This window comes from Thermovenabulum sp., from assembly GCF_049701175.1.
GTDB lineage: Bacteria > Bacillota > Thermosediminibacteria > Thermosediminibacterales > Thermosediminibacteraceae > Thermovenabulum.
The window spans coordinates 1-24361 of the sequence record NZ_JBNATW010000006.1 but is presented as its reverse complement, the minus strand read 5'-3'; the positions used below and the strand labels follow the sequence as shown (position 1 = coordinate 24361).

Sequence of the window (24361 nt, the reverse complement as noted above, 5' to 3'; positions counted from 1 at the left end):
ATGCAACAAAACTATTTTTTTATCATACTTTTTTTAATTATATCATAATTCATTCTCGCCCTGTACACCAAAGCCTCCGCCCGAATTTTTGCAGTTTCCAGCTCTTCCTTCGTGGGCCTTCTTCCAAAGTGCTTTTTGAACTCCCTTGAAAATATCTCCAAGAATTTTTCCATTTTCTGGTTGCCTTTAATTCCCCACTCCTTGTAGTGCTCCTCTATATAGTCCACCACATCGGCAGTTATTTCCATTATTATCCTGAATCGCCTGTTTTTGTTGTAGACGCTTATACCGTAGCCCAAAACAGCTGCAATTACAGGTTCCATAACTGCTTCGCTGGTCAAAACATCCCCTACAACTTTTAACCAGGAGGTGTTCATAAAACTTTCCCCCTTAATATTGCCCATAGTTTTTTCATATTTTATAATATGACCCTGGGGTAATTTGTGTTAAAAATAAATCCAGCCTCAAATTAAAACCTTAAGGCTGGACTTTACCCTTTAATTTTTTTAATCGTATAAAGACAGCATAAGTTTAATAAGTGCTGCTTCCCTTGTATCTTTATCGCAGGAGATAGCTCCTACCTCAAGGGCTTTTCTTCCTACTTCGTAAAGGCTTAAATCAACGCCTTCATAGACTACCTGTGTTGTCACCGCCACTTTTATACCGGAATCGATAAGTTCTTTTATTGCAGGTATCAAATTCCTCGGCTCCCTGAAGGTAACCCCTCCAGCTCCAAAGCTTTCAATGAGGACTGCTTTATAGCCTTTCCCCTTTGCATAAAGAAGCATATCGGGTTCAAACCCGGGGTATAATTTAAAAAGCATTACCTTCGCATTAATTTTATCGTAAACAATGCATGGAGCTCCCTGAATCTCTCTTTTTGTATAACCTTCTTTTATGGCAATCTTTTGCCATATATTTTGTATCCTATCCCTTTCAGCTTTTAATACTTCCTTAGCAAAAGTTACTTTGCCGTCAACCACTTCCCCTGCAAAAGGGCTATTTACGCTGTAAAAGGCATCAAAGCTTTTGGACTTCAGTTTCTCTGCCCTGTCTCCAAATATAATTTTGCCGTCAAACACTACAAAAACCCCGGGTTCGCCGGCTACAGCTGTCAAAAAGGCATCCTTTAGGTTTTTTTTGCCGTCGCTCCATTCTTCTCCTATGGGAACCTGCGCTCCAGTAAGAATTACAGGCTTTTTAAGAAAGGTAAGTATGTAAGTTAAGGCGGAGGATGTATAGGCCATGGTATCTGTTCCGTGGGAGATAACTACACCGTCGCAATTTTTTAAGGCTTTTTCCACTTCTTTTGCTATGATAGTCCAGTCTTCAGGCTGCATATTGGAGCTATCGATGTTCATTATCATTCTTCCCTCAATTTCCGCTATTTCCGAAAGCTCAGGTAAAAGTTCGAGCATTTCCTTCTGCGTAAAGGCCGGCCTCAAACCTTCGGAAGTCTTAACACAGGCAATGGTACCACCGGTAGCTAAAAAGGCAATTTTTTTCTTCATAAAAACCGCTCCTTTTATAGCCTAACTTTTTCTATATGTTCTATCTTCTTATTTAAAAACCTTTCCCCTATTTCTTTAAATTTTTCTGGATTGTCGGTGACGTAGTATTTATGTTTTTCTTCGTAAGGCAAATCCCCTTGGTTCAAAAGTCCCATTGATTCGAGGGTTTCTCTTACTATCCTCGCGGTTTCCTTTGCACAGTCCACCAATTTTATTTCTTCACCGAGAACCCGAGCAATGGAAGGTTTTAGGAGGGGGTAATGGGTGCAGCCAAGCACGAGGGTATCTATTCCTTCCTTTTTTAAGGGCATAAGGTATTCAGCTATAGTAAGATATGTGGCCTCCTTGTCAAGCCACCCTTCTTCAATAAGAGGGACAAACAAGGGGCAGGCTTTTGACAAAATCATGATTTCACTGTCAATTTCTTTTATAGCACTCTCGTAAACCTTGCTTTTTACAGTCCTTTCGGTACCGATAACTCCAACTTTTTTAGAGGTTGTAGTCCTCACCGCAGCCCTTGCTCCCGGCTCTATTACCCCTATTACGGGAACGTTTGAATTGTTTTGCAGCTCTTTTAAGCATGTGGCGCTTACCGTGTTGCAGGCAATAACAACAAGCTTTACGTTCATTGACAAAAGAAATTTTAAGCCTTCAAAAGCGTAGCGGGTTATGGTCTCCGGTGATTTTGAACCGTAGGGCACCCTTGCGGTATCCCCCAAATACACAATGGCCTCATGGGGCAAGAGCTCCATGATTTCTTTTGATACGGTAAGTCCCCCAACTCCCGAGTCGAAAACTCCAATGGGTTTACTGCTCAAGAAAATCCCTCCTTCAACTTAAAGCAAAAAGTCCTTTTTCTGTTGCTGCAAAAAGGGTTTTACCCGAAAAGGCGACAGCCTTAATATTATGACCTTTTAAATACTCTTCCTTCAAAAAAACACCGCTTTCCGAGACTGCATAAACTAATAATCCGTTTTGGCTTCCGATAAACAATTTTTCGCCGTTTCCAAAAAACAGTTTATTGGGTTTTTCTTTTAGGGTAATTATCCCCTCAAAATCCCCTTTTTGCTTGTTTAAAATGAAAAGATTTCCCGCAGTCGTTACAATGTAAAGGATATTCCCCGCAAGGCAATTGGTTATAAAATCTCTTTCTGGTAATACTTTAATCCACAAAACTTGGCCGGTGAAGCTATCAAAGGCATACAATTTTTCTTCTCCCAGCGCAAAGGCAAAAGTTTCAAAGACAAAAAGGGGCTCTATTATATAATCGTAAATTTTTGTCTTCCATATAACCTCTCCCTTTAAATCCAAGCAGTAAACGTTTCTGTCATAGGAAGCAAAAAATAAATTTTCTCCATATAAAGCGGGAGGTGTGGAGTAGGCCCCATCGGTATTAAATTCCCATACTATGCCTTTACCGGGTTTATACCCTATTATACTTCCTTTTCCCTCCGCAAAAAAGATTTTACCTAAATAATAGACCGCACTACCGTAAACGGGATTTTTCAAATCTATTCTTTCAACCATCCTACCGCTGAAGGGCTCTAATAAAATTATGCCCTCATCAGGAATAATAATGTAATCAGAGTTAGCAGTTATAGGAAATCGAGGGTTTATTTCGTTATTATACCATAAAACTTCATCGTTTTTAGCATCAAGGCATATTACAAAATCATCTCCCGAAACAAATAAAAGTTTTTTATACACCGCCATGGAATTTATACCTTTAATGTTTTTTAAAAAAACCGTGTTCAATTGGTCGCGAATTTTAAAAGGGAAATATCCCGTATTGGAAAAATCGCCGTGAAAGGTGCGCCAAAAACCTATGCCGTATTTTTCGTAATTTTTCAGGGTTTCAATCGCTTTTTCGTTATCCTCTTCTTTCAGGTATTTTTTAAATCTCCTAAAAGCTCTGTCTGTATTAATTCCGTAAATACCGTCAATTCTATCGCTGTAAAACCCTAAATCCTTTAGTGCCTGCTGAAGATGCCTCACATCGGTGCCGCTCATAAAAGGCCTTGTTATTTTTAACTGCCTTTCTCCCAAGACAACTTCAGGAAGTCTCATGATAAGGCCCCTTTCAAAAAAATTATTAAAAAAAAGTCTTATATTTAGATTATTCTTCAAAAAGGAGAAAGGTTAAAATTTAACAAATCTTTGGGTAATATAAAAACCAGGGTGTAAAACCCTGGTTTTGTGCGCTCAAGGAAGCTTTAGCCCTCGGGGTGGAGTTTATTGTAATCTTCGATCATTGCACGTTCCGCTCTTTCGATCGCAAGCCTTACAAGGTTGCCGCAATCTCTGGAAGGAACAGCACCCCAACCCTCTTTCGCGACTATGTCGTATACCCCAAGTTCCTTTGCAAGCTCGTACTTGAGGGCTTCGGACATGACGCCGCGCCTTCTTCGGGACATAAAGCCCCCTCCTTTTAAATTTTTTGCGCACGTTTTTAGTATTTCTCATTTTTAATAATTTATTAATTGCCGGTATTCCATTTCCAGCGCTTCTTTGTTTGCAATGACTTTAATAAACATAGCTTCAGGGTCTTCAGTTCCTTGAAGGTGGCATCCTTCGGCCTGAAGGGATTTGGCATAGTCTATTATGTCCCTTGTTATCCTTTCGCCGGGGCAGATTATGGGGATTCCCGGCGGATAGGCCATAAGCATTTCGGTGGATATTTCCCCTTCGGCGTCTTCCAGCTTTACAGCTTTTTTCTCAGCATAGAAGGCGTATCTTGGTGATACCACCAGTTCGCCGCTTTCGGGCAGGGAAGCGGATATCTTTATAACATTTTTCCTCGCGTATTTTTTGGCAATCTCGGTCATCGCCTTGACAAATACCTCCATGCTTTCTTCGGAATCGCCAATGGCGCTTACAGCAAGCACGTTGTAAAGATCTGAAAGCTCAACCTGAATGCGGTATTCGTATTTTAAGATTTTTTCTACCTCAAATCCGGAAAGCCCAAGTTCCCTTATATTGACTGCAATCTTTGTGGGGTCGTATCTGAAGCACCCTTCAGTGCCTTCCTTGTCCCTTCCCATTACGTAAAGGCCTTCTACTTCGTTCAATCTCTTCCTTGCCTCTTCAGAAAGCCTTATTACCTTAGAGAGCAACTCCCTCCCGTGGAGTGCTATCTGTTTTCTTGCCACATCAAGGGAGGCCATCAGAGGATAAGAAGGGCTTGTGGTCTGGGTCAAGTTCATGGCTGCTTTGACGCGTCTGTCGTCAATCAACTTACTTTTAACAAGAAGTATAGAGCTTTGGGTCATTGACCCTACAAGCTTGTGGACGCTCGCTGCACTCATGTCCGCTCCAGCTTCCATCGCTGAAAGGGGAAGTTCTGGGTGAAACCCAAAATGAGCACCGTGAGCCTCATCCACTATGACGGGTTTCCCAAATGAATGGGCAATTTCCACAATTTCCTTTAAGTTGGACGCTACACCGTAGTAGGTGGGATTGATTACAAAGACCGCCTTTGCGTTGGGGTGTTCGACCAAAGCCCTGCGCACGCTTTCAGGTGTTATTCCCATGGCTATACCCATGTAATCATCAATTACTGGTTGTATATAAACTGGCCTTGCACCGCTTAGGATAAGCCCCCCGGTCACTGACCTGTGAGCGTTCCTCGGTATTATTATTTCGTCCCCTGGATTTGCCACAGCAAGAATCATTGCCTGTATTCCGGAAGTGGTCCCGTTCACGAGAAAGTGGGCATGATCAGCTCCAAAAGCATCGGCAGCAAGTTCTTCCGCTTCTTTAATCACTCCACGGGGGCTGCATATGTTGTCGAGATCTAAGAGTCCTGCGGTTACATCAATGGCCAGGATGTTCTCTCCTACAAAACTTCTAAATTCCGGTATTCCCCTTCCCCCTTTGTGCCCTGGGACGTGAAAGGATATGGTGCCGTCCTCCACATACTTTTTCAGGGCCGAAAAAAGAGGGGTTTCTTGCTGTTTTTCAATGTTCATCTCATGATTCACACTCCCTCTGGTTATTTAAACAAACATATTAAAGCATATATTTTTTTAAATTTCAATAAACAATTTCCAAACAAAATGTTAATTTTTTGTGAAATATGGGCGAAAAAAAGAATAAAAAGCTCTAAAAAGGAATATAGTAAAGCGTATAGCCTATAACCATTAATAGAGTAGATTAATCACCATTAATAATAAATAATAGACTTTTTTATGGCTAAGTATATAAAACTTAAATTTATTTTTTAAAGGCAAGCTTCGCCCCTTCTTTTAGGCGCTTTAAAGCCATTTCCAGCACTTCTTTGGATTTTAATTTAAAGGTGATCTCCATTTTTTTGCCTTCAGTCAAAATTTCATCTTTATCTAAAATGTCCTTTTTAGCTATATCCACAAAGCAAAGGGGTGGGAAAAGCACGCACCACCAGTTTTGGCCTTCTCCCTTACCTATGACTATCCTCAAAGCCTCGTAATTTCCAGCAGGGAAATACAAAAGCCCGTATTTTTTGGGAGGAAAGGGAAAAACACCGTAATACGCCTTTACATCGTAATCTTTTCCGTATTTTATTACTTCCTTTTCTGCAATACCTTCAATCTCTTTAAGATGGGTAATTATGTAATCTCTCCCTTCCTCCTGATTTTTTACATTTTTCAATGCAGGAGTAAGGTTTTCCAAAACTGCATCCCTTACCTTTAACTTCAATTCCTGATCTTCGTTGAGGTCGCTGTTTGCCACTACGTGAAGCCTAATTACACCTTTGTGCACGTATTCCTCATCGTTTTTAACCGCAAAACCAGCAAACACAATCGCCAAAAAGCTTGCCAAAAGTATTACAGCAAGGCAAAGGCAAACCCTTTTAATCCTTTTCATTTTATACCTCTCCCCTTATATTTTCCCTTCAAATAGAATTATTCCCCAAAAATAAAAGCCCTAATCATATTACAGGGCCGAGGTTTATAAATTTTACCTTTGGATTTACTATTATCTCTACATCAGGGAATATTTCCTCCCAATCCTTCTCATATTTTTCCCATATTTTTGGTTTTCTTTTATATAAATATTCCCCCACTCCAATGACATCCACTTTGTAATCCTTTTGGACTCTATTTAAACCCGCTTCTATCTGTTTTTTTATCTCTTTTGCAAAGCCTTCCTGAAGCTCTTTTAACCCCCTTTTGCCTATTTTATCGGAATGAATCTCCCGAAGTGAAGCAGCTACTTCTATGTCATACCTTATAACAGGTACTTCTTGGGCTTTCAAAAGTACCGGCGTTGATCTTGCACTTTTTATTTCACAAACAGCTAATTTAGTGCCATCAATATCAAAGGCGGTAATCGTTTGCATAGCTTTTCCCAGTAGTATGTTTATCCCCCTCACTTCTTCCGTATTTAAATAACCTATTAGCCTATAGTCCTTTATAACCGCCCCGCCGTTTGCATCAAGATCCTTTCCTGCTACTGTTATAACAGGCATTAAAGCATCACCTTTTAATGAATGTATTTGCTCCATAACCTCTGAAAAATCTCTATCAACATAATCACCAGGATTCTGTTTTGATTTAAAAAGGTATTCAATATAATAAGCGAGCAAAATCTCTTGGTCATTCTCTTTGCTTAATATTTTCTCTGCCCTATCCTTAGCAATTATCAAATAGCTCCTCCTGTTTGTCTGCGGATTTCTTTCTAAACTGTCTATTATTTCTTTTATTCCATCCCTTGCCAATTCCTCCCCTATGATAATATTCCTTGAGTGGTCAAAATTTATTCTCCTGCTCGTCCTGTGAGCTATTAAGCTTATAGCCTCTGTCAAAGACCGTGCCTCAGTTTTTATTACATAGATGTTTTTTCCCTGTCCGCCACCACCTCCTCCCCCTTCTCCGCCAACGAGCTTTCTAACGATGGGATAGGTAAAAGTAAAAAGGTACTTATCTTCTTTTTTGTCTATCCCCACATTTCCTATAAATATTCTCTTGTCTATATCCACCATATCCCAGCATCCCGATAAAAAAAATAAGAGGGTAATAATTATTGAAACCCTAATAAACTTTTTCATGACTCCTCACCCGTCTTTTTGAAAATACTAATTATATAAACCAAAAGCGGGATAATAAAGGCTGCAGGGTAAATAAGGTAATTTGCAAAACCAGCTATTATCTGGTTTTCAGTGAAATTTTTGGGCATATTTGTAATAAAGTAAAAAAGAGGGAAAAGAATACCTCCTATATACCTTTGCTCTTTAAGTCCTAATAAGGATTTTAATATTTGTATTGCAGCAAAATAATAGGCTACGACTGTTGTGAATATTTCTATAACCCATATGGAGATAGCTATTGCATCCATTCTCTCAAAAATCTCTCCAGGTGCTGTAATACCCTTTATCATCATGAATACAGGCCATTTGAAGAGTTTGGTTTCGTTTTTGCCGAGGACCATAAAAGTGACTAGAGTTATAAATACATAAAAGAAGGTAACAATTTCAGTGTAAATAATCACTATTTTCTTTGCCTTTTCTGGCCTTCTAAGATAAGGCCCAAGTACTAAAAGTAATTCAAAGCCTTCCAAACTGAAAAGGCTCTCAAAGGAGGCAGTAAAAATTTTATTCACAGGTGTTGAAAAAAAAGGCAGTATTTCATCAATTTTTGCTCTTGAAAGACAGGTGAAGATTATAAAAATAAATAAAAAAGTGGCAAAGGGAAAGAGTATCATAATAGCTCTTACGGTGGGTTCTATTCCTATCCTGCATGCATAAAAAACTAATAATAACATTGTGATAATGGTAAACTCCTTGGGTGTATTTTCCAGAAGATAAAGATTCGAAACCTCTGCAAAAGTTTGATTTACAACCGCTGCCATCACTATGAAGTACACTATGTAAAACATACCAACTACTATTGATGCAAATTTTCCCATAAGATCTTCGGTTATTTTTACTACATCTTTTTTTTGTCGTGAAACCACCGCTGCCACAATGATACTTCCTATCAAAGTGAATATTCCGCCTATGATAATAGAAATCCATCCGTCCTGCCCTGCTTTTTCATCCACCTGCCTTGGGAGGCTTAATATCCCCACACCTACGGCAACGCTAATTAAAAATACTATCGCTTGCCTCGTAGATATCTTTTCGTTATCCATCAACATCTTCATCACCGCTTGGAATCTTTGAAATCAGGTCTTTATTCAATGTGGTCTCATCAAGGGGATGGGTAAAGTCCGGCCTCTTGGTCATGTACCTTAAAGGGAATCTCACCATGAGGTCCTCCATTTTTTCGGGGTCTAAATTCACGAAGGGGTCCAAGTAATTAGCTCCGAAGCTTTTTAGTGTGCTGAGGTATAAGGTAAGCCATATATAGCCAATAGTTATCCCATAAAGTCCCGCTATGGATGAAAGTATAAGGAAAATAAAGGTTAAAAGTCTAAAACCTATCGCAACGCTGTAGCTTGGTATAGCAAAGGATGAAATGGCGTTCACCGCAATTATTATAACCATAATTGGGCTTACTATACCTGCCCTCACCGCTGCTTCTCCTATTATAAGGCCTCCTACTATACCGATGGTCTGACCAATGGGCCCGGGCAGCCTCACCCCCGCTTCCCTTAAAAGCTCCAAGGCAATCATCATGATTAAGGCTTCAATAGTGGCGGAAAAAGGTACACCTTCCCTTGTTGCCCCAATGGACAAAGCAAGGTCTGTGGGCAAAAGCCCGGGATGATAGGAAACGAAGGCTACGTAAAAGGCAGGAGCCGAAGTTGCGGTGAAAATAGCTATGAAACGCAAATACCTTATAAGTGCAGCTATTTGCCACCTCTCATAATAATCCTCAGCTGAATGAAAAAGGCTCCAGAAGGTAACAGGTGCTATAAGGGCATAAGGGGTATTGTCAGTAATTAAAACCACACACCCTTCCAAAAGGGCAGCAGTTGCCACATCAGGCCTTTCAGTCCTTCTGAACAGCGGAAAAGGAGAGACCCACGAATCCTCGATGTACTGCTCGAGATACCCTGCATCCAATATGCCTTCCACATCCACCTTATCAAGCCTTTTTAAAAATTCTTCTACAATCTTGGGATTTGCAATCCCCTGAATGAATAAAATAGCCACATCGGTCCTCGTATGCCTGCCCAGCCTAATTGTCTTTACTTTAAGATTCGGGTCTTTAATCCTCCTCCTTACCTGAGCTACATTTACTCTGAAGGTCTCCGTAAAACCGTCCTTAGGGCCGTGTATGACCGCTTCTGTAGAAGGCTCCTGAATACCCCTTTTTTCCCATCCCCGGGAGCTTATAATCAAAGTTTTTTCCGCTTTATCAATCAAAAGCACGGTATCTCCGCTTAATACTGCGAGCACCGCTTCGCCGAAATTGTCTGATTCCTTTAAATCCGCAACGGTTATAAGGCTTTCTTTTACCTGTTCCAAAAAATTCTCTGCTGTATGAAATATCGCTCTATTTCTTGCAAATATCATAAGAGCCTTTATCACATGCTCCTGAATCAGATTCTTATCTACAAGGCCATCTATCCATACCACCGCAAGTTTGTGCTTTTTCCCTGAAGCATCGACTACTTGAAATTCCCTTACTATAACATCATCACAGTCAATAAAATACTCCTCGTTTAAAATCTTTATATTTTCGTTAATATCCTTTTTTATTTTCCTTGATTTGTCAGGGGATATATCTTTTTCAAAGTATATTTCTGTCTTTTTTCCTTTGAAGAGGTTTTTAAAAAGCCCTTTCAATAAGTCCCCTCCTTTGCGGTTATATTTTTTATTTAAAAAACATAGAAAGCAACAGGTATATTGCGGGTATGCCAAAAACGTAGAAAAAACCTACAACCCTGCAGATTTTCTCATCTTTGGTATAGCCCTTTTTTTTCAAATAAGGGCGATCAATAAATAAAAGAAATAATCCCGATAAAATAAAGACAATAATATGAGTTATAGACAAAAAATCTTTTACTTCCATACTTTTTCCCCTTTTTAGCTTTTTTATAGTTTTTTGCCTGTAAAGGTTTTTTATGCAAACAAAATAAAAAAGAGGCCTTAAAAGAGGCCTCTAATAACTTAAACTCCTTTTTACAAAATCTTTTTTAATGTCATCCTTTAAATATTTTACAAGTCTTGTTAAAAGGGCTGCCGATTCGGCTTTGGTAAGAGGGTCGTAGGGCCTGAAGCACCCTGCCCTGTCGCCTTTAACGATTCCTATGTCTCTTGCTATAAAAACCGCTTTTTTTGCCCAAAGGGGTATATTTCCATCATCTGCAAATCCCGTGCTTGATGGATATTCGCTGATTGCATCCATAAGCCCAAGTGCCCTAACTATGGATGTCACTGCTTCCGCCCTTGTAAGCGTCTTATCAGGTGAAAAGAGCTTATACGCTGTTCCCTCCATAACCCCGAATTCGTAAAGGCTTTCTATATATTCAAAACCGCTGTCCTTTTCACTAACATCATCAAATATAGAGTTATTGGAACCTTCATTGGAATTTTTTAAAAGCCCTCTCCCACTGGTTTCTTTTATTTTTGCTATCCTCGCTGAAGAATCTATGAGTTTACCCAAAGCTTTAGCAAAACTTCCCCTTCTATCAAAACTGTCCGGATAAAAATAATTCCCCTTCTGTTCAATTATTCCCAAGGATATTAGTTTTTCCGCATCTTCCCTCGCCCAGTGGTTGTTTAAATCATATACCTTTACGATTTCTGTGCGTTTACTTTTTGGGGTTGTTTCCAAGAGTTTTTCTATCGTCCCCGTATTTCTCCCTGCGGAGTCTGGAACACCATCTTTTATTCTTGGAAGGTCGTAGTAGTACTTTATTTTTGCACTTTCCTTTTGCTCCTCCAAATATCCTCCTTCAAAGCTTATGAGTTTGGGGTCGTTTTTTATATAAGTTAAATCCCGCACAACTTCCCAGTAGATCTCCGAATCGATTTTTGCATCCCATAAAAAGGCAGGAATATTAAGTTTTTGGTTTTCCTTCCTTTTATAATTTATTATATAACTCCCCTTTCTTATTTCTACCGACCCGAAAGCATTGGAATACCCCACACCCTTTGCGGAAAACTCTATTACCACTTCACCCTCATCCCTGTTTATTGAGTAAACCTTCCTCCCCCCAAAATTAAGAGAAGAATAGTCCACCGCCGGTGCTATATCCGTAACCTGCGAAGAAGAGAAAGAGTAGGAAATTAAACTGAACCTGTCCTGCGTTTTGCCGCGCTTTACAGTGATATTCTCGCTGAAACGGCTTATCTCGGCATCCTCTATTACCTGCTTCTTTTCCTTTATTTCCCTAATCGTTACATCAAAGGTAAGGCTCCTTGTTAGTAAAATGGTTTTATCCTCGTTGTATAGATTATAGCTTATCCTGTCCTGCCTTTTGCCATCCTTTACCCTGCCCTCGGAAACGGTCACCTTACCCTTCAGCAAAACCGGCTCACCCGTAATAAAAAGGGGCTCAATATATTCTACTTCGTTTTTTATGCCCCCTTCATAGCCTGGAAGGGCAAAGGAAATTTTAGGGAAAATAAAAATTAAACTCACTAATAATATTTTACATACTGCGGTTTTTATTTTAAAAAATCCCGATTTTTTCATCTAAATATCCCTTCCAATTTTTTTATAACTAAAATTTAAAGATAATTAAACCTTTGTTGTTGTCCCTTATAAAATAGACCCTATCGCCTTGATTTAGGTAGTAGGAGTCGTACAGGCTCTCATCCTTTACTATCAATGCTCCCCTAACATCCAAGTCCAGAGAAGAAGCATCATAGTTCCACTTCATATTAAAGGGGCTAAAATCCATCATCCTTTCGATGCTTACCGTCTCTCCGGGTTTTGATATAGAGGAAATCCTGCCTATGCTTACCACATCATCCTTTAGCTCATCGGTTATTACAATGCCAACTGTGGAATCTTTCTTTTTCAGAACATATGCCCATCTGTAGTAGTAGTTTTTGTAAAAGCGGTCCTTTACAAAGTCCTCTTTAGTCAAAACCTTAGGAGAAGTATTTGTAAAATCAATAGCCAAAAGGGAATCCCCTAAGTTGTGGTAAGTCAAAGATGAATCTTCACCACTCCAAGCGTTTTTCTCAAACTCTCTTTGGTATTTTATTCCTATTTTATCCTCGCCTATTTCGTAAATTTTACCCTTTATTATTTTAAAATCCTTTCCGTAAAAAACAGGTTGATAAACAATGGGAATTCTTACCGTTTCGCCCTCTTTATTAAAAACCGCAAAGGCTTCCCTTCCTTCTTCAAGCACCTCTGGAAAAACTTCTCCGTCCTTATAGGAAGCTATGGTATAATCGTCAAATATGCCTTGAGAATTCCTAAAGGATAGGATATTTAACGACCATTTTGGGGTAAAAAAGCCGTTTTCTAAGTACTCATCGCCGCTTTTTACCACCACTTTTAAGGCTTTGAAACTACCCTCATCACCTTCCACCGCCGCGTACACTTCCCTGCCGTAAAGGTTTACAATATTATCCTTTGGAATCTCTTCGCCTTTTTCGTAAACCTTTGTGTCATCATCAATCTTAATTTTTAAAAGATTGCTTTTAGGGTAAAACCTCCCAAAGTAAAATTCTTTCACATCCTGTAGCACAATACCATTGGTAAAATCGGATTTTGCTATTTTACCTTTAAATATGGCCTTTATTCTTCCTTTGTTAATTACATCAACGCTAAGTGCTTTTTTGTTCTGCCCCGTTAAAACCACCCTTGCTTCAAATTCGTCCCCTGGGCTGAGGCCGTCCAATCCTATATATTGCCCGGATTTTTTTATCACGGTGTCTGGGTAGATGTAAAATTCTTCATAGGTTTTCTCTTCATCTTCAAAGGAAACAGCACTTACCTTTAAAACCTCGCCGTTATCGTTTAGGGAAAGAACCGTACCCTTAATAATACTTTCTTTTAGCTCTTGCCCTCGGTTTTTTATTATAAAGACACCATAAGCCTTTTCTCCAAAAGCGGTGATTTTAGCCTCAAGGCCGGGTTGAATTTCATCCTCGTTTACCTTATCACTACCGTAATACACTTGTGCCCCATTTACCAAATAGTAATTTTTAATGTTCCCATCGCCGTTTTTGAATTTTATAATCCTTTCCTCAGGAATGTAGCCTTCTATGCTCCCTGTAATTGTCCTTTCACCGGAGCCGAGAACCTCGGCAAACAAAACGCTATTATCTTTAACGAAAAGTTTTACATGATCATTTGTTTTTAAAGATTTTGAAAGGTAAAGATTTTTAGCTTTTAAGACTGGAAAATCCCCTTTGCCTTTTTGAACATTAATTTTTATATTCTCACCGGTATCAAGCCTCAGGTATATGTAATTATTATCAGACCCTGTAACCTTCCCCTCCTTTAAATCGTAAGGGGAAGAGGGGCCATTGATAAACCTGTCCAGAAAGGCGGCAAATTCCGCCCTCGTCATACCCTTTTTAGGATAAATCCTTCCCTTTATTCCAAAAACATAGCCCTTTTCATAAAGTGAGGCTATATATCCTGCCTTTTGGTAGTCTATTTCCCGTGCGTCCTCGAAAACTGAAAGGGGTTCACTATAATTTTGTTCTTCGGGAAATTTTAAAGCCTTTGCAGCATAGGTAAAGACCTCCTCCCTTGATGAAGGTCTTGTAAAATCCGTTGAGCTTAATTCTTCATCGCTTATAATCCCCAATTCTTTTGCTTTTAAAATATTATCCTTTGCCCAGTTTGAAGCTTTTACCTCTGAAGTTGTGTTAGAAGTAAAACTTTGTTTACTTGATTTTTTATCATAAAAAAGCCTTGTTAAAACCGAAAGGGCCTCCTCTCTTGTAATAGTCCTTTCGGGGTAAAACCTATTCCCGCCTCCCGTCATTAAAAGAAGAGCATACATCTTTTTTATCGGGACTTCAGCCCAGTGGTTTTTTACATCCTGAAAATCGGAAATTTTTTGGAATACCCCTGCATAGGAGACAGCAGAATATTCGTTTTCGGAAGCGTATACGAGCGTGGAAGGAAGGAGGGGGGTTATTGAAAATAGATCAACTATTGATACTAATATTAATAAAATCGTCAAAATACTTCTTTTGATTTTGGTGCTGATGTTATTTTTAGTAGAGTGATAATCTTTAGCGGAGAGACATTTTATATCTTTAAAAACCATTTTATTCTTTCTCCCCTTTCCTCCCACTTTTTTAACTCTTTACCTTTATTTTCCCACAACAGTGAAATACCCTCTGTTGGTGATTAGGCCTCCCGTTGTAAAGTAGTAGCCCTCCACCTGAGAAACCTTTGACCACGCTCTACTTTTATCATCGTAGCGCATTAACTCCGCACTTTTCAGCCCTTTTTGATAAAAGGTGTTGTAGTCGTAATCTATATAAAGGTAGGCGTTTATATAATCGGGCTTTAAGTAGTACTTCGTCACTTTGTATTCAAAATCTAAATTTATTACATCCGAAAGCATGACAGCGCCTTTTGGCAGATTCTTAACCGCAGCATCCCTTTCCTTACCTTCGGGCCTTGTAATTTTTACCAAAAGGCTTGTGTCCTCCTTTTCCTTTTCACTTAAATTAGCAAGTTTATAAGAATATATAGAATTTGAATTCAGCCTAATAGCTACTTCGTCAAAAACAAGGGTTACCGAACCTACCTTTGAAAGAACATTTACGGGCAAAATGGCATTGCAGGATTTGTAGTTTAACGCCCCATTGGATTTTACAACAACTTTATAGTCTTTATCCTTTAAGTATTTTTCAGTCTTTACAAAGACCGTTACTTCAGCCCTGCCCTTATCTTCCGAAAAATCATAGGGTAACTCGAGCAGATTTTCCAGTTCCCCTTTTAACGTGTAGGCGTAATCGGCATAGGAAAAATCCGATACCCCAAGTTCGTTTGCAGCCCTTACCTTGAAGTAGTATTTGGTATCCGGTGAAAGCCCTGTGACGAAAAATACCGTATCCGCAGTTTTGCCGATGTATTTGTATTGGGAATTTGAACTCTCAGCACCGTAGATTTCGTAATAATTTGCGTTTAACGAAGGGTCCCATGAAAGTTTTACCGTAGATTTATCGTAACCTACTGCAATAAAGTTCATCGGTGTTTCAGGTTTTGTCCTCGGAGGTTTGTAGTAGAATCCGTCTTTTAGTGTTGCCTCCGCACCATCGGGGTTTATGACCTTCACATCCTTATATCCTGCTGTATGGGGCGGGGTCTTCGCTGTGATTTTGGTATCGCTTGCTACATTTACATTTAGAGCGGTTTTTTCTCCTATAAGCACCACAAGCCCCGATTTGAAGTTTTTACCTGTAATGGTAATCTCCGTTCCTCCCTCAACAGGCCCTTCATTGGGTTCGATTTTTTCAATCTTGGGAAAATCCACATAGGAAAAGCCCTCTTCCAAAATATCAATTCCCGTATCGGGGTTTATGACTATTACATCCTTTACACCTAAATCTCCCGGTGGAAGTATAATCCTTATATGGTTGGGCTCTACAAGAGTGACCTGTGCCTCGTTTTCGCCAATATATACCTTGGCATTGCTCAAAAAGTTTTCACCGTATATATTTACTTCAATTCCCCCGTAAGAGGGGCCCTTGTTGGGATCAATCCCTGTAATTTTAGGGTATTTGGAAGGAACCTTATATTCAAAACCGTCCTTTAAAGCACCGGAAAGCCCGTTGCCGTTTAATACAACAACATCCTTTTTACCCGGCGTATTGGGTGGAGTGTAACCCTTTATGGTGTTGGGGTCAACTGCAGAAGCGTTTTTCGCAAGCTCCCCTCCGAAGTAGACACTGACCGGGTTTACGAAGCCCTTACCCTTTATTACAAAGGGAGTCCCTCCTGATACCGCACCCTCGCTGGGGTTTATGAATTCAAGAGTTATTTCCCCAGAAATATTAAGGTATTCATATCCCTTTGAAAGGAGAGCAAGCCCTCCATCGGGGTTTAAGACCCTTACATCCACTTTGCCTGTATCACCCGTCGGCACCTCTACAGTTATCTTAACCCCAGATACAAAGCCTTCATCGGTGGAAAGCCTGCCCTGGTCGTCTTCAATTTTTTCTACCTTAGCTTCCTTAGTGCCTATAAACACCTTGGCATCCTTCCTAAAATCCACGCCTTCTATGGTAATAAGGTTTCCTCCCGTTTTGGGGCCTTTGCTTGGATTAATCTCCAGTATTTTGGGCCTTGATTCGGGAACAACGAAGTAGAAATTTTCTTGGTATAAAGCAAGGCCTCCATCGGGATTTACCAAAATAACCTCAACCGGATATTTCCCGTTTATTAAAACATCGGCACTTCCCGTCTTATATGCAGGGGTTACGCATGTGGCAAGCTCTCCCGTTTCGTCCACCGCAACCTCCTGCGCTTCTACACCGCCAAAGTATATCTTTGCCCCCGGGACAAAGTTTTTGCCAAATACCCTGACAAGGGCACCGCCGAATACGGTGCTCTGAGTGGGGGTAACATTTGTAATAACCGGCAGTGTAGCAGGAGGAACGTATTCAAAGCCATCCTTTAATGTGAACATCCCACCGTCCTGGTTTACAACGGTTACCGCCTTTTTGCCGTATGTATCGGCTACAGGTGTCTTTATCCTGAGCTCAGTGGGACTTATCAGGTTTACTTTGTCATTTGGAATTTCCTTGCCGTCTATCAGGACTATTATACCTTCCCTGAAGTCACTTCCGTAAATTGTAACCGGAGTGCCTCCTTCAGAGCTTCCCTTGTTGGGGACTACCGAAGTTATCTTGGGTGAGCTTCGAGGCACGGTATAGGTAAAGCCCTTTTCCTTTTTGGCAAAGCCGCCGTCGCTTAAATTTATCACCTGCACATCAACGGTACCTTCCTTACCCGGCGGTGTTTTTGCTATCAAGGTCGTAGAGTTTCTATATACTACACTTGGTGAGAAGCTATCTCCAAAAACCACAGCGGCATCCTTTGCAAAATCCTTGCCGGTTATGGTTACCTCGGTACCGCCGTCGACGGGTCCTTTATTGGGTGTAATATAGTAAATTTCGGGCTTTGTATAGGTGTCCTTATAAAGGTATGCCCCTTCCTTTTTGGCCCTTCCAAAAGTCCCTTCCGCATCAGGGTTTATAATTTCAATGTCCACAAAGCCCTTATATCCTCCCGGTGAAGGCGGGGTAAAGGCTTTTATAAGGCTTTCGCTTATCACCTGTATGTTTTGAAGGTCTATATAATTTTGCCCCTCATAGACAAAACCGCCCACAAACCTTGCACTAAGTCCCGGCATAAAGTTTTTGCCCTTGATTTCTAAGTACATTCCCCCTTCAACGGGCCCTTTTGAAGGGGTAACAGAGTCTATTACGGGTGTGCTTATATACTTAAAGCAGCTTAAAAGTGTATATGTGCCCCCATCGCTGTTTATAATCGTTATGCTCCTCCATCCTGGCGTTCCGGGAGGAGTGATTACCTCTATTTCGGTAGTGCTCTTCACATTTACCTGCTGTGCTTGATTTTCACCTATGAAAACCTTTGTGTTGGGGCCTGCCATAAAGTCCTGACCGTAAATTTTAATGAGGTCGCCCCCCGTTGATTTTCCGATATTGGGTTCAACTTTATCAATAATGGGTTTTGTCTGCTCCACATAATAGAGGAAAGCTTTTTGTAAGCTTGCGCTTCCGAAGCTGTTGTATACAACCACATCCTTTAGACCCGGCGTATTTGGCGGTACTGTCAACGAAATCTTCGTCGGGCTTTCAACAACTACATTCAGCGCTGCTTCTCCGCCTATGGTCACCTGAGTGCCCTCTATGAAATTTGCGCCGAAGACTATTGCATTAACTCCTCCAAGGACACTTGCGCTGTTCGGGGTAATACCCGTCACTATTATGTTGTTGCCTTTATATATGAATCCTCCGTAAGCTACCGCTTCCCCGCCGTCGGGATTTACCACCTTTACATCAACCGCTCCTACCTGCGTGCTCGAAGGGGTTATCGCCTGAATGAGCCCTGAACTTACGACCTCAACAATATTGGCTTTGTTCTTGCCGAAATATACCTCCAACCTCTTTCCGCCCGATTCGGCAATAAACTCTTCGCCGTATATCCTTACAATGGTTCCTCCGCCTACCGGGCCCACCGCAGGCTCTTCCTGCCCCGTTCTCGGGTTGTAGGCTACTACTTTTGTAATCTTGGGCTGACTTTTCGGGAGTTCATAGGTAAAGCCTCCCTTTAAAACCGCGGAGCTTTCTATTTCCAATTCCTCTTCAGGATTTTTGGATTCATCCACCTTTACCACCTTTACGATAACATCCTGGGCCCCCAAGGAGCCACCCGGGGTTTGCGCGGTAATGGTTATGAGGTCGTCCTTCACATCTACGTTGTATGCTTCATTGCCGCCTATGGTGAGTTTAGTCTTTCGGTAAATTGTGCCTTCTACCAATTCTCTTTTTACAAAATTTGCACCTTTTACGGTTACCGAGGTGCCGCCGAGCACCGAGCCTTTATTGGGCGTTATGCTGGTAATGGATAATGCCTTTTCGGGTATTTTGTAAGTAAAGGGCTTCGGCGAAAGAGCATATTTCCCATCGGAGTTTATCACTTTGACCTCTTTTTCCCCTGCGGTACCGGGCGGTGTAACAGCCTTCAGCGTGGTTTTATAAACAACGCCGCCTTCTAACATTTCCTCTTTTACTTCTATTGAAGTAACCGTAGCTTCATTCCCTCCGATGTAAAGCTTGGCACCGCTTCTTATGTCATAGCCCACAACGGTTATTTCGGTACCTCCGGTCGTCGGTCCGCTTAAAGGGCTTATGCTTTCTATTTGCGGATTGCTCGGAGGCAAAACATAAGTAAAACCGTCCTTTTTTATGTCAATGCCGTAGTCGGTAAGGTTTATCACCGTGACATTTTTTGCGCCTTCCTGATTCCTTGGGGTTTTCACCACTATCTTAGTTGATGAAGCACTTTGAATCTGTGCTTCAGCCCCTCCGAAGAATACCTTAATATCCTCAGCCTTACCTGCAAAGTTGGTGCCGGAAATCTCTACTATGTCTCCCCCTTCCGTGGTGCCCGTTGAAGGGGTGATGCCGGTTATTGTAGGAGATATAACGTATTTGAAGGGCACAGTCACCTTTGAACCGTCAGGATTTTGCACAACAACATCTTTTACCCCTACATCTCCAAGAGGGGTTTCAAAGGTTATTATGTGCCTTTCAGGCGATTCTTTGGTTACCTTTACGTTTAAAGCCGCTTTTCCTCCTACGGTAACCGTAGCATTGCTTGAAAAGTCCTTGCCTTCTATCCTGACATTGTTGCCTCCTTTTGTGGTCCCAACATTAACCTTTATATTCATAAGGGACTCAATATCCGCGTTAATAGGTGCATATACGTACTGCCCCACATCCTTATCGTAGACAACAGAGGTCACCTCAGGATTGCTCTTCACATACTCAAACTTCTGAGAGGAAACCGCCGTGCCCTGATCGGGGTTTACCACCTTTACATCCACAAGCCCCGGTGATGGACTTTCGGGAATAGTTGCTTTAATGCTCTTTTTATCAGTTGAAACAACAACATTTTTTGCCTCATAGCTTCCGAAGTAAACCTTTGCCCCATCCATGAAGTCGTAACCGGTAATAGTTACATCTTCCTGCTTTGTGGTTGTAGAGGATGTGGGGAAAATATCCGTTATCACAGGCTTACTCCTCGTATATGTAAAAGAGGAAGTAGCGGTTCCTCCATCCTTATTCACAACCTTCAATGTTATAGTGCCTTCTACACTGCTTTGGGGTGTTAAAGCAGCTATATAATCTCCTTCAGACGTTTTAGTCAGACGGACTTCCAAAGCAGTCTTTGAACCGAAATACACCTTTACCTCATCGGGATAACCGTCATCCCCAAAACCCTTACCCTTTATATAAATCCACTCATTGCCGAGCACGCTGCCTTCTGCAGGTCCGGTAAAATCCATGGTATTTGATACTTTATCAATAACAGGAGTAGTCCTTGTGTATTCAAAAGCATTATCCTTTGTATAACTTCCGCCATCCGGATTTGTAACTGTAACAGATACCAGCCCTGAAGCTGTACTTTCTGGCAGTGTAGCAGTAATTAAGGTAGAACTCTGAACAACCACATTTTTTGCAGCATTTGACCCAAACTTTACCGTTGCTCCGTTCATAAATCCTGAACCGGTAATGCTTATCTGTGTCCCCCCTAAGACACTTCCTTTATTGGGGTTAACAGCACTTATTTCAGGTTTTGATATATATGTAAATCCGTTTTCCTTTATAGCACTCACGCCGTCAACGGTTACAATCACATGCTGTGGCCCGAGGGTTGAAAGGGGTGGGGTCTTTGCTATAATTGTGGTCTCGTTTATCACCTGCACGTCGGTTGCAGAAACACCGCCTACAGTAACGGTTGTTATAGGGGTTTGAGTGCCCGGATAATAGCCCGCAACAAAGTTTGTACCCTTTATGGTTATCTCCGTTGCGGTATTAATGGGGCCTTTTGCTGGGGTTATGCTGGTTACGGTCGGGGTGCTTTTCTGGTAGTAAAACTTTTTGCTGTCTTCCGCCGGGTAATAAATAGCAGTTCCGCCATCAGGATTTTCCACCCGGATATCCTTGTAACCGATAAACATGGCAGGAACAACAGCCTTTATTACCGTTGAGCTGACATAGGTTATCTTTGATGCCACATAGCCACCTATTTGAACAATTAGCTTTCTTTGGGAATCTATATCCTTCATAAACTCCTTGCCGGTGATGGTTATTTCCGTCCCTGCGGTGCCGGTCAATGGGGAAACAGAGTCTATCTGGGGCTTGCTTTGGAGGTATTCAAATCCTCCGCCGCTTGCAGGGTCGGATATTGCAATTTCCGTATCCGAGTTTTTTACGGTAACGCTTACCTTCCCTAACTGGGGATAAGACGGAGTTTCGACTGTTATCAAAGTGCCTTCTGTGTTTACAGAAATGACCTTAGCCTCGGCACTTCCGAAAAGCACTTTAATATTATTTGCCGATGTAAAATTTTCCCCATAAATATTAACAGTCTCCCCACCTGCAGCACTTCCTGAGCTTGGGGATATGCTTTTGATAACCGGTACTGCTGCAAATATCGTTTTTACAGTAAAGCAAGTAAATATAATTGAAAAAAGGAGTATTACGCTTAAAAATTTATACAAAAGCTTCTTTGCAAATTTAAATACCATTTCTTTCAACCCCCGTGCATATCCTTCTTATTGCGATATTATGGTTTTATTCGACAAAAATCCAGTAAAAACCTTTTTTTAAAAAAATTATCCAAATTATCCACAGAGTTATCCACAGGTGTTGATAATTTACATCCCTTGTCCCTAAGAATTGGTGCAGACTAAAGGGGGTTTTCCCCATTGTGTATAATTTATCCACATACTTTCCACACCTGTTAATAAATTTTTTGTAAAATTTATCGACAATTTTTTTATAAAGTTAAACAACATTTTATAAAATCTTTGTCAAAAATATAAATAAAAAGCTGCGATTTTTGGAATTTCGCAGCTTAACAAGCTTTTTACATTATTTTTTTTGTATTTTATATTAAAACCGCTCCCCTTGAAGCAGAGGTTACCAACCTGCTGTAGCGAGCCAAGTAACCTTCCTTTGCCTTAGGAGGCGGGCAGACCCAAGACTTTTTCCTTTCTTCAATTTCTTCATCGGTCAACAAAACATCCAACCTTCTTCCTTTTATATCAATCCTAATTATATCGCCGTCTTTAATCAGGGCGATGGGGCCTCCTTCCATAGCTTCGGGGGAAACATGACCTATGGATGCTCCCCGAGTAGCGCCGGAAAATCTTCCATCGGTGATGAGAGCCACATCCTTATCAAGCCCCATTCCAGCAATAGCCGAGGTGGGGGAAAGCATCTCCCGCATACCCGGGCCCCCCTTAGGGCCTTCGTATCTTATAACAACTACATCGCCTTTTTTAATCCTTCCATTTAAAATGGCGTCGACAGCATCTTCTTCCGAATCAAACACCTTTGCAGGCCCTTCATGGTAAAGCATCTCAGGTGCCACCGCCGCTTCCTTTACCACCGCACCCTCGGGAGCAAGGTTTCCAAAAAGCACCGCAAGACCTCCGGTTTCTCTATAAGGGTTTTCTACAGGTTTTATGACGCTTTTATCAAGAATTTCGGCATTTTCAATGTTTTCCCCTACTGTCTTTCCGGTAGCAGTTATTTCATTTAAGTTTATCAGCCCTTTCTTGGAAAGCTCCTTCATCACAGCTGGTATCCCACCTGCTTTGTGAAGGTCTTCCATGCGGTGTTCCCCGCTCGGGCTTATCTTACAAAGGTTGGGAGTTTTTGCGCTTATTTCGTCAAACAACTTTAAATCAATATCAACCTTTGCCTCATGGGCAATTGCCAAAAGATGAAGAACCGTATTAGACGACCCTGCAAGGGCCATATCTACAGCAATAGCATTTTCAAAGGCTTTTTTGGTCATTATGTCCCTCGGTTTTATGTCTTTTTCTATAAGCTCCATAATAGCCATTCCCGCTTTTTTAGCAAGGGCTATTCTTGCTCCTTCGTAAGCAGGGATCGTCCCATTCCCCGGAAGTCCCATGCCCAAAGCTTCCACCATGCAGTTCATAGAGTTTGCAGTAAAAAGCCCTGCACAGGAGCCGCATCCGGGGCATGCACTTTTTTCTATTTCCTCAAGTTCTTCGTCGGTCATACTCCCTTGACTGTATTTCCCCACGCTTTCAAAACACGTGGAAAGGTCTATTTTTTTATCCTTATACCTTCCTGCATACATAGGGCCCCCGCTTACCACAAGGCATGGTATATTGAGGCGCGCCGCAGCCATCAGCATACCCGGAACGATTTTGTCGCAGTTTGGGATAAGGACAAGCCCATCAAAAGCATGGGCTATAGCCAATGCCTCTATGGAATCCGCTATAAGCTCCCTGCTTGCGAGGGGATACTTCATACCTATGTGGTTCATCGCAATCCCATCGCAGATGCCTATTGCAGGCACCTCCACGGGAGTGCCTCCTGCCATAGATATACCCGTTTTTACCGCTTGGGCTATCCTGTCAAGGTGAACATGGCCCGGAATTATTTCGCTTTTTGAATTTACCACACCTATGATGGGCCTTTCCAATTCTTCCTTTGTAAATCCCATGGCATAAAAAAGTGAGCGATGAGGTGCCCTTTGAAATCCTTTTTTTACCCTGTCGCTAATCATACAAAGCCTCCTTTGCCTTTTCAATTCCATCTTCTTCATCCAAGATGCCCTTTTTACCCCTTTGAAGGGCTATAATGCCTGTCCTTACGCTTTCAATTATGGTGTAGTGCTTCATCATGTTCAAAAACGCCTTTATTTTTTCAAGGTCTCCGGTTATTTCGATAATCACCGATTCGGGTTCAATGTCTACAATCTTACCCCTAAAAGATTCTGCAATTTGAAATATTTCTGCCCTGTTCCTATCATCGGTTTTTACTTTTACAAGGGCAAGTTCCCTCTGCACAGAAGCCTTAACATCAAGCTCCACCACTTTTATAACATCCACCAATTTTTCCACCTGGCTTTTTATCTGTTCAAGCTCCCTTTCATCGCCTTCAGCTACTATGGTAATCCTCGATATCTTAGGGTTTTCCGTTTCTTCGCCCGTGAAACTCGTTATGTTAAAACCCCTCCTCGTGAAAAGCCCGGAGATTCTCGTAACAACACCGTACTCGTTATGTACGAGAACGGAAAACACAGCCCTCCGCAATAGCTTCACCTCCCTATGTGGTGATAAGGCATAAAAATATACAGAAAAATTAATTTAAAATATTATACCATAAAATTGTTTAAAATTATCAATATTGGGTTATTTTATTGATCGCGTCAAGTATTTTTAGGTTTTTTTAAAACTCACCATCTCACCACAAG

Annotated in this window: 16 protein-coding genes; all 16 read right to left on the bottom strand. The window is 41.2% G+C overall.

Annotated features, from left to right (window positions below; genetic code table 11):
• Nucleotides 1–11 precede the first annotated feature (11 nt).
• Entirely contained in the window at nt 12–377 is a 366-nt protein-coding gene (locus tag ACPLVF_RS03105) for a hypothetical protein (protein ID WP_424906369.1), read from the bottom strand.
• A gap of 129 nt (nt 378–506) precedes the next feature.
• Entirely contained in the window at nt 507–1511 is a 1005-nt protein-coding gene (locus ACPLVF_RS03100) for an asparaginase (protein WP_424906368.1), read from the bottom strand.
• 14 nt (nt 1512–1525) lie between these two features.
• Nucleotides 1526–2329, bottom strand: a complete 804-nt coding sequence (gene murI / locus ACPLVF_RS03095) for a glutamate racemase (RefSeq protein WP_424906367.1) — start codon at nt 2327–2329, stop codon at nt 1526–1528.
• A gap of 13 nt (nt 2330–2342) precedes the next feature.
• Entirely contained in the window at nt 2343–3578 is a 1236-nt protein-coding gene (locus ACPLVF_RS03090; RefSeq protein WP_424906366.1) for a PQQ-binding-like beta-propeller repeat protein, read from the bottom strand.
• Nucleotides 3579–3724: 146 nt separating this feature from the next.
• Nucleotides 3725–3925 (bottom strand): small, acid-soluble spore protein, alpha/beta type, encoded by a 201-nt coding sequence (locus ACPLVF_RS03085; RefSeq protein ID WP_424906365.1) that lies wholly within the window; start codon nt 3923–3925, stop codon nt 3725–3727.
• Between the two features lie 51 nt (nt 3926–3976).
• Nucleotides 3977–5479 (bottom strand): aminotransferase class I/II-fold pyridoxal phosphate-dependent enzyme, encoded by a 1503-nt coding sequence (locus ACPLVF_RS03080; RefSeq protein WP_424906364.1) that lies wholly within the window; start codon nt 5477–5479, stop codon nt 3977–3979.
• 244 nt (nt 5480–5723) lie between these two features.
• Nucleotides 5724–6353, bottom strand: coding sequence for a stage II sporulation protein R (gene spoIIR, locus ACPLVF_RS03075; protein WP_424906363.1), 630 nt, complete (start codon nt 6351–6353; stop codon nt 5724–5726).
• Nucleotides 6354–6417: 64 nt separating this feature from the next.
• Nucleotides 6418–7536: a Ger(x)C family spore germination protein gene (locus ACPLVF_RS03070; RefSeq protein ID WP_424906362.1), complete on the bottom strand. Its 1119-nt coding sequence runs from the start codon at nt 7534–7536 to the stop codon at nt 6418–6420.
• Nucleotides 7533–8624, bottom strand: coding sequence for a GerAB/ArcD/ProY family transporter (locus ACPLVF_RS03065; RefSeq protein WP_424906361.1), 1092 nt, complete (start codon nt 8622–8624; stop codon nt 7533–7535). Before ACPLVF_RS03065 ends, ACPLVF_RS03070 begins: the two co-directional genes overlap by 4 nt.
• Nucleotides 8611–10221: a spore germination protein gene (locus ACPLVF_RS03060; protein WP_424906360.1), complete on the bottom strand. Its 1611-nt coding sequence runs from the start codon at nt 10219–10221 to the stop codon at nt 8611–8613. Before ACPLVF_RS03060 ends, ACPLVF_RS03065 begins: the two co-directional genes overlap by 14 nt.
• A 28-nt stretch (nt 10222–10249) precedes the next feature.
• A complete protein-coding gene (locus tag ACPLVF_RS03055) occupies nt 10250–10447 on the bottom strand; it encodes a CLC_0170 family protein (RefSeq protein WP_424906359.1) in 198 nt (65 codons plus the stop codon).
• Between the two features lie 90 nt (nt 10448–10537).
• The gene (locus ACPLVF_RS03050) at nt 10538–12076 is read right to left on the bottom strand and encodes an S-layer homology domain-containing protein (protein WP_424906358.1); all 1539 of its coding nucleotides are present in this window, start codon (nt 12074–12076) and stop codon (nt 10538–10540) included.
• A gap of 28 nt (nt 12077–12104) precedes the next feature.
• Nucleotides 12105–14624 (bottom strand): S-layer homology domain-containing protein, encoded by a 2520-nt coding sequence (locus ACPLVF_RS03045; protein ID WP_424906357.1) that lies wholly within the window; start codon nt 14622–14624, stop codon nt 12105–12107.
• A 45-nt stretch (nt 14625–14669) separates the two neighbouring features.
• Nucleotides 14670–21650 carry an IPT/TIG domain-containing protein gene (locus ACPLVF_RS03040; RefSeq protein WP_424906356.1) on the bottom strand — a complete coding sequence of 2327 codons (6981 nt, stop codon included), beginning with the start codon at nt 21648–21650 and terminating at the stop codon, nt 14670–14672.
• Between the two features lie 362 nt (nt 21651–22012).
• On the bottom strand, nt 22013–23671 hold the full coding sequence (gene ilvD / locus ACPLVF_RS03035; RefSeq protein ID WP_424906355.1) for a dihydroxy-acid dehydratase: 1659 nt from the start codon (nt 23669–23671) through the stop codon (nt 22013–22015).
• Complete coding sequence (gene ilvN, locus ACPLVF_RS03030) at nt 23664–24200, bottom strand: acetolactate synthase small subunit (protein ID WP_424906354.1); 537 nt, start codon at nt 24198–24200, stop codon at nt 23664–23666. The genes ilvD and ilvN overlap by 8 nt, the downstream gene beginning before the upstream one ends.
• Nucleotides 24201–24361 lie beyond the last annotated feature (161 nt).

Excerpts from the sequence above, each read along its gene's own strand:
- ACPLVF_RS03105 (WP_424906369.1), bottom strand. The coding sequence starts at position 377 with ATGAACACCTCCTGGTTAAAAGTTGTAGGGGATGTTTTGACCAGCGAA.
- ACPLVF_RS03100 (WP_424906368.1), bottom strand. The coding sequence starts at position 1,511 with ATGAAGAAAAAAATTGCCTTTTTAGCTACCGGTGGTACCATTGCCTGT.
- ACPLVF_RS03090 (WP_424906366.1), bottom strand. The coding sequence starts at position 3,578 with ATGAGACTTCCTGAAGTTGTCTTGGGAGAAAGGCAGTTAAAAATAACA.
- ACPLVF_RS03085 (WP_424906365.1), bottom strand. The coding sequence starts at position 3,925 with ATGTCCCGAAGAAGGCGCGGCGTCATGTCCGAAGCCCTCAAGTACGAG.
- ACPLVF_RS03080 (WP_424906364.1), bottom strand. The coding sequence starts at position 5,479 with ATGAACATTGAAAAACAGCAAGAAACCCCTCTTTTTTCGGCCCTGAAA.
- spoIIR (WP_424906363.1), bottom strand. The coding sequence starts at position 6,353 with ATGAAAAGGATTAAAAGGGTTTGCCTTTGCCTTGCTGTAATACTTTTG.
- ACPLVF_RS03070 (WP_424906362.1), bottom strand. The coding sequence starts at position 7,536 with ATGAAAAAGTTTATTAGGGTTTCAATAATTATTACCCTCTTATTTTTT.
- ACPLVF_RS03065 (WP_424906361.1), bottom strand. The coding sequence starts at position 8,624 with ATGTTGATGGATAACGAAAAGATATCTACGAGGCAAGCGATAGTATTT.
- ACPLVF_RS03055 (WP_424906359.1), bottom strand. The coding sequence starts at position 10,447 with ATGGAAGTAAAAGATTTTTTGTCTATAACTCATATTATTGTCTTTATT.
- ACPLVF_RS03050 (WP_424906358.1), bottom strand. The coding sequence starts at position 12,076 with ATGAAAAAATCGGGATTTTTTAAAATAAAAACCGCAGTATGTAAAATA.
- ACPLVF_RS03045 (WP_424906357.1), bottom strand. The coding sequence starts at position 14,624 with ATGGTTTTTAAAGATATAAAATGTCTCTCCGCTAAAGATTATCACTCT.
- ACPLVF_RS03040 (WP_424906356.1), bottom strand. The coding sequence starts at position 21,650 with ATGGTATTTAAATTTGCAAAGAAGCTTTTGTATAAATTTTTAAGCGTA.
- ilvD (WP_424906355.1), bottom strand. The coding sequence starts at position 23,671 with ATGATTAGCGACAGGGTAAAAAAAGGATTTCAAAGGGCACCTCATCGC.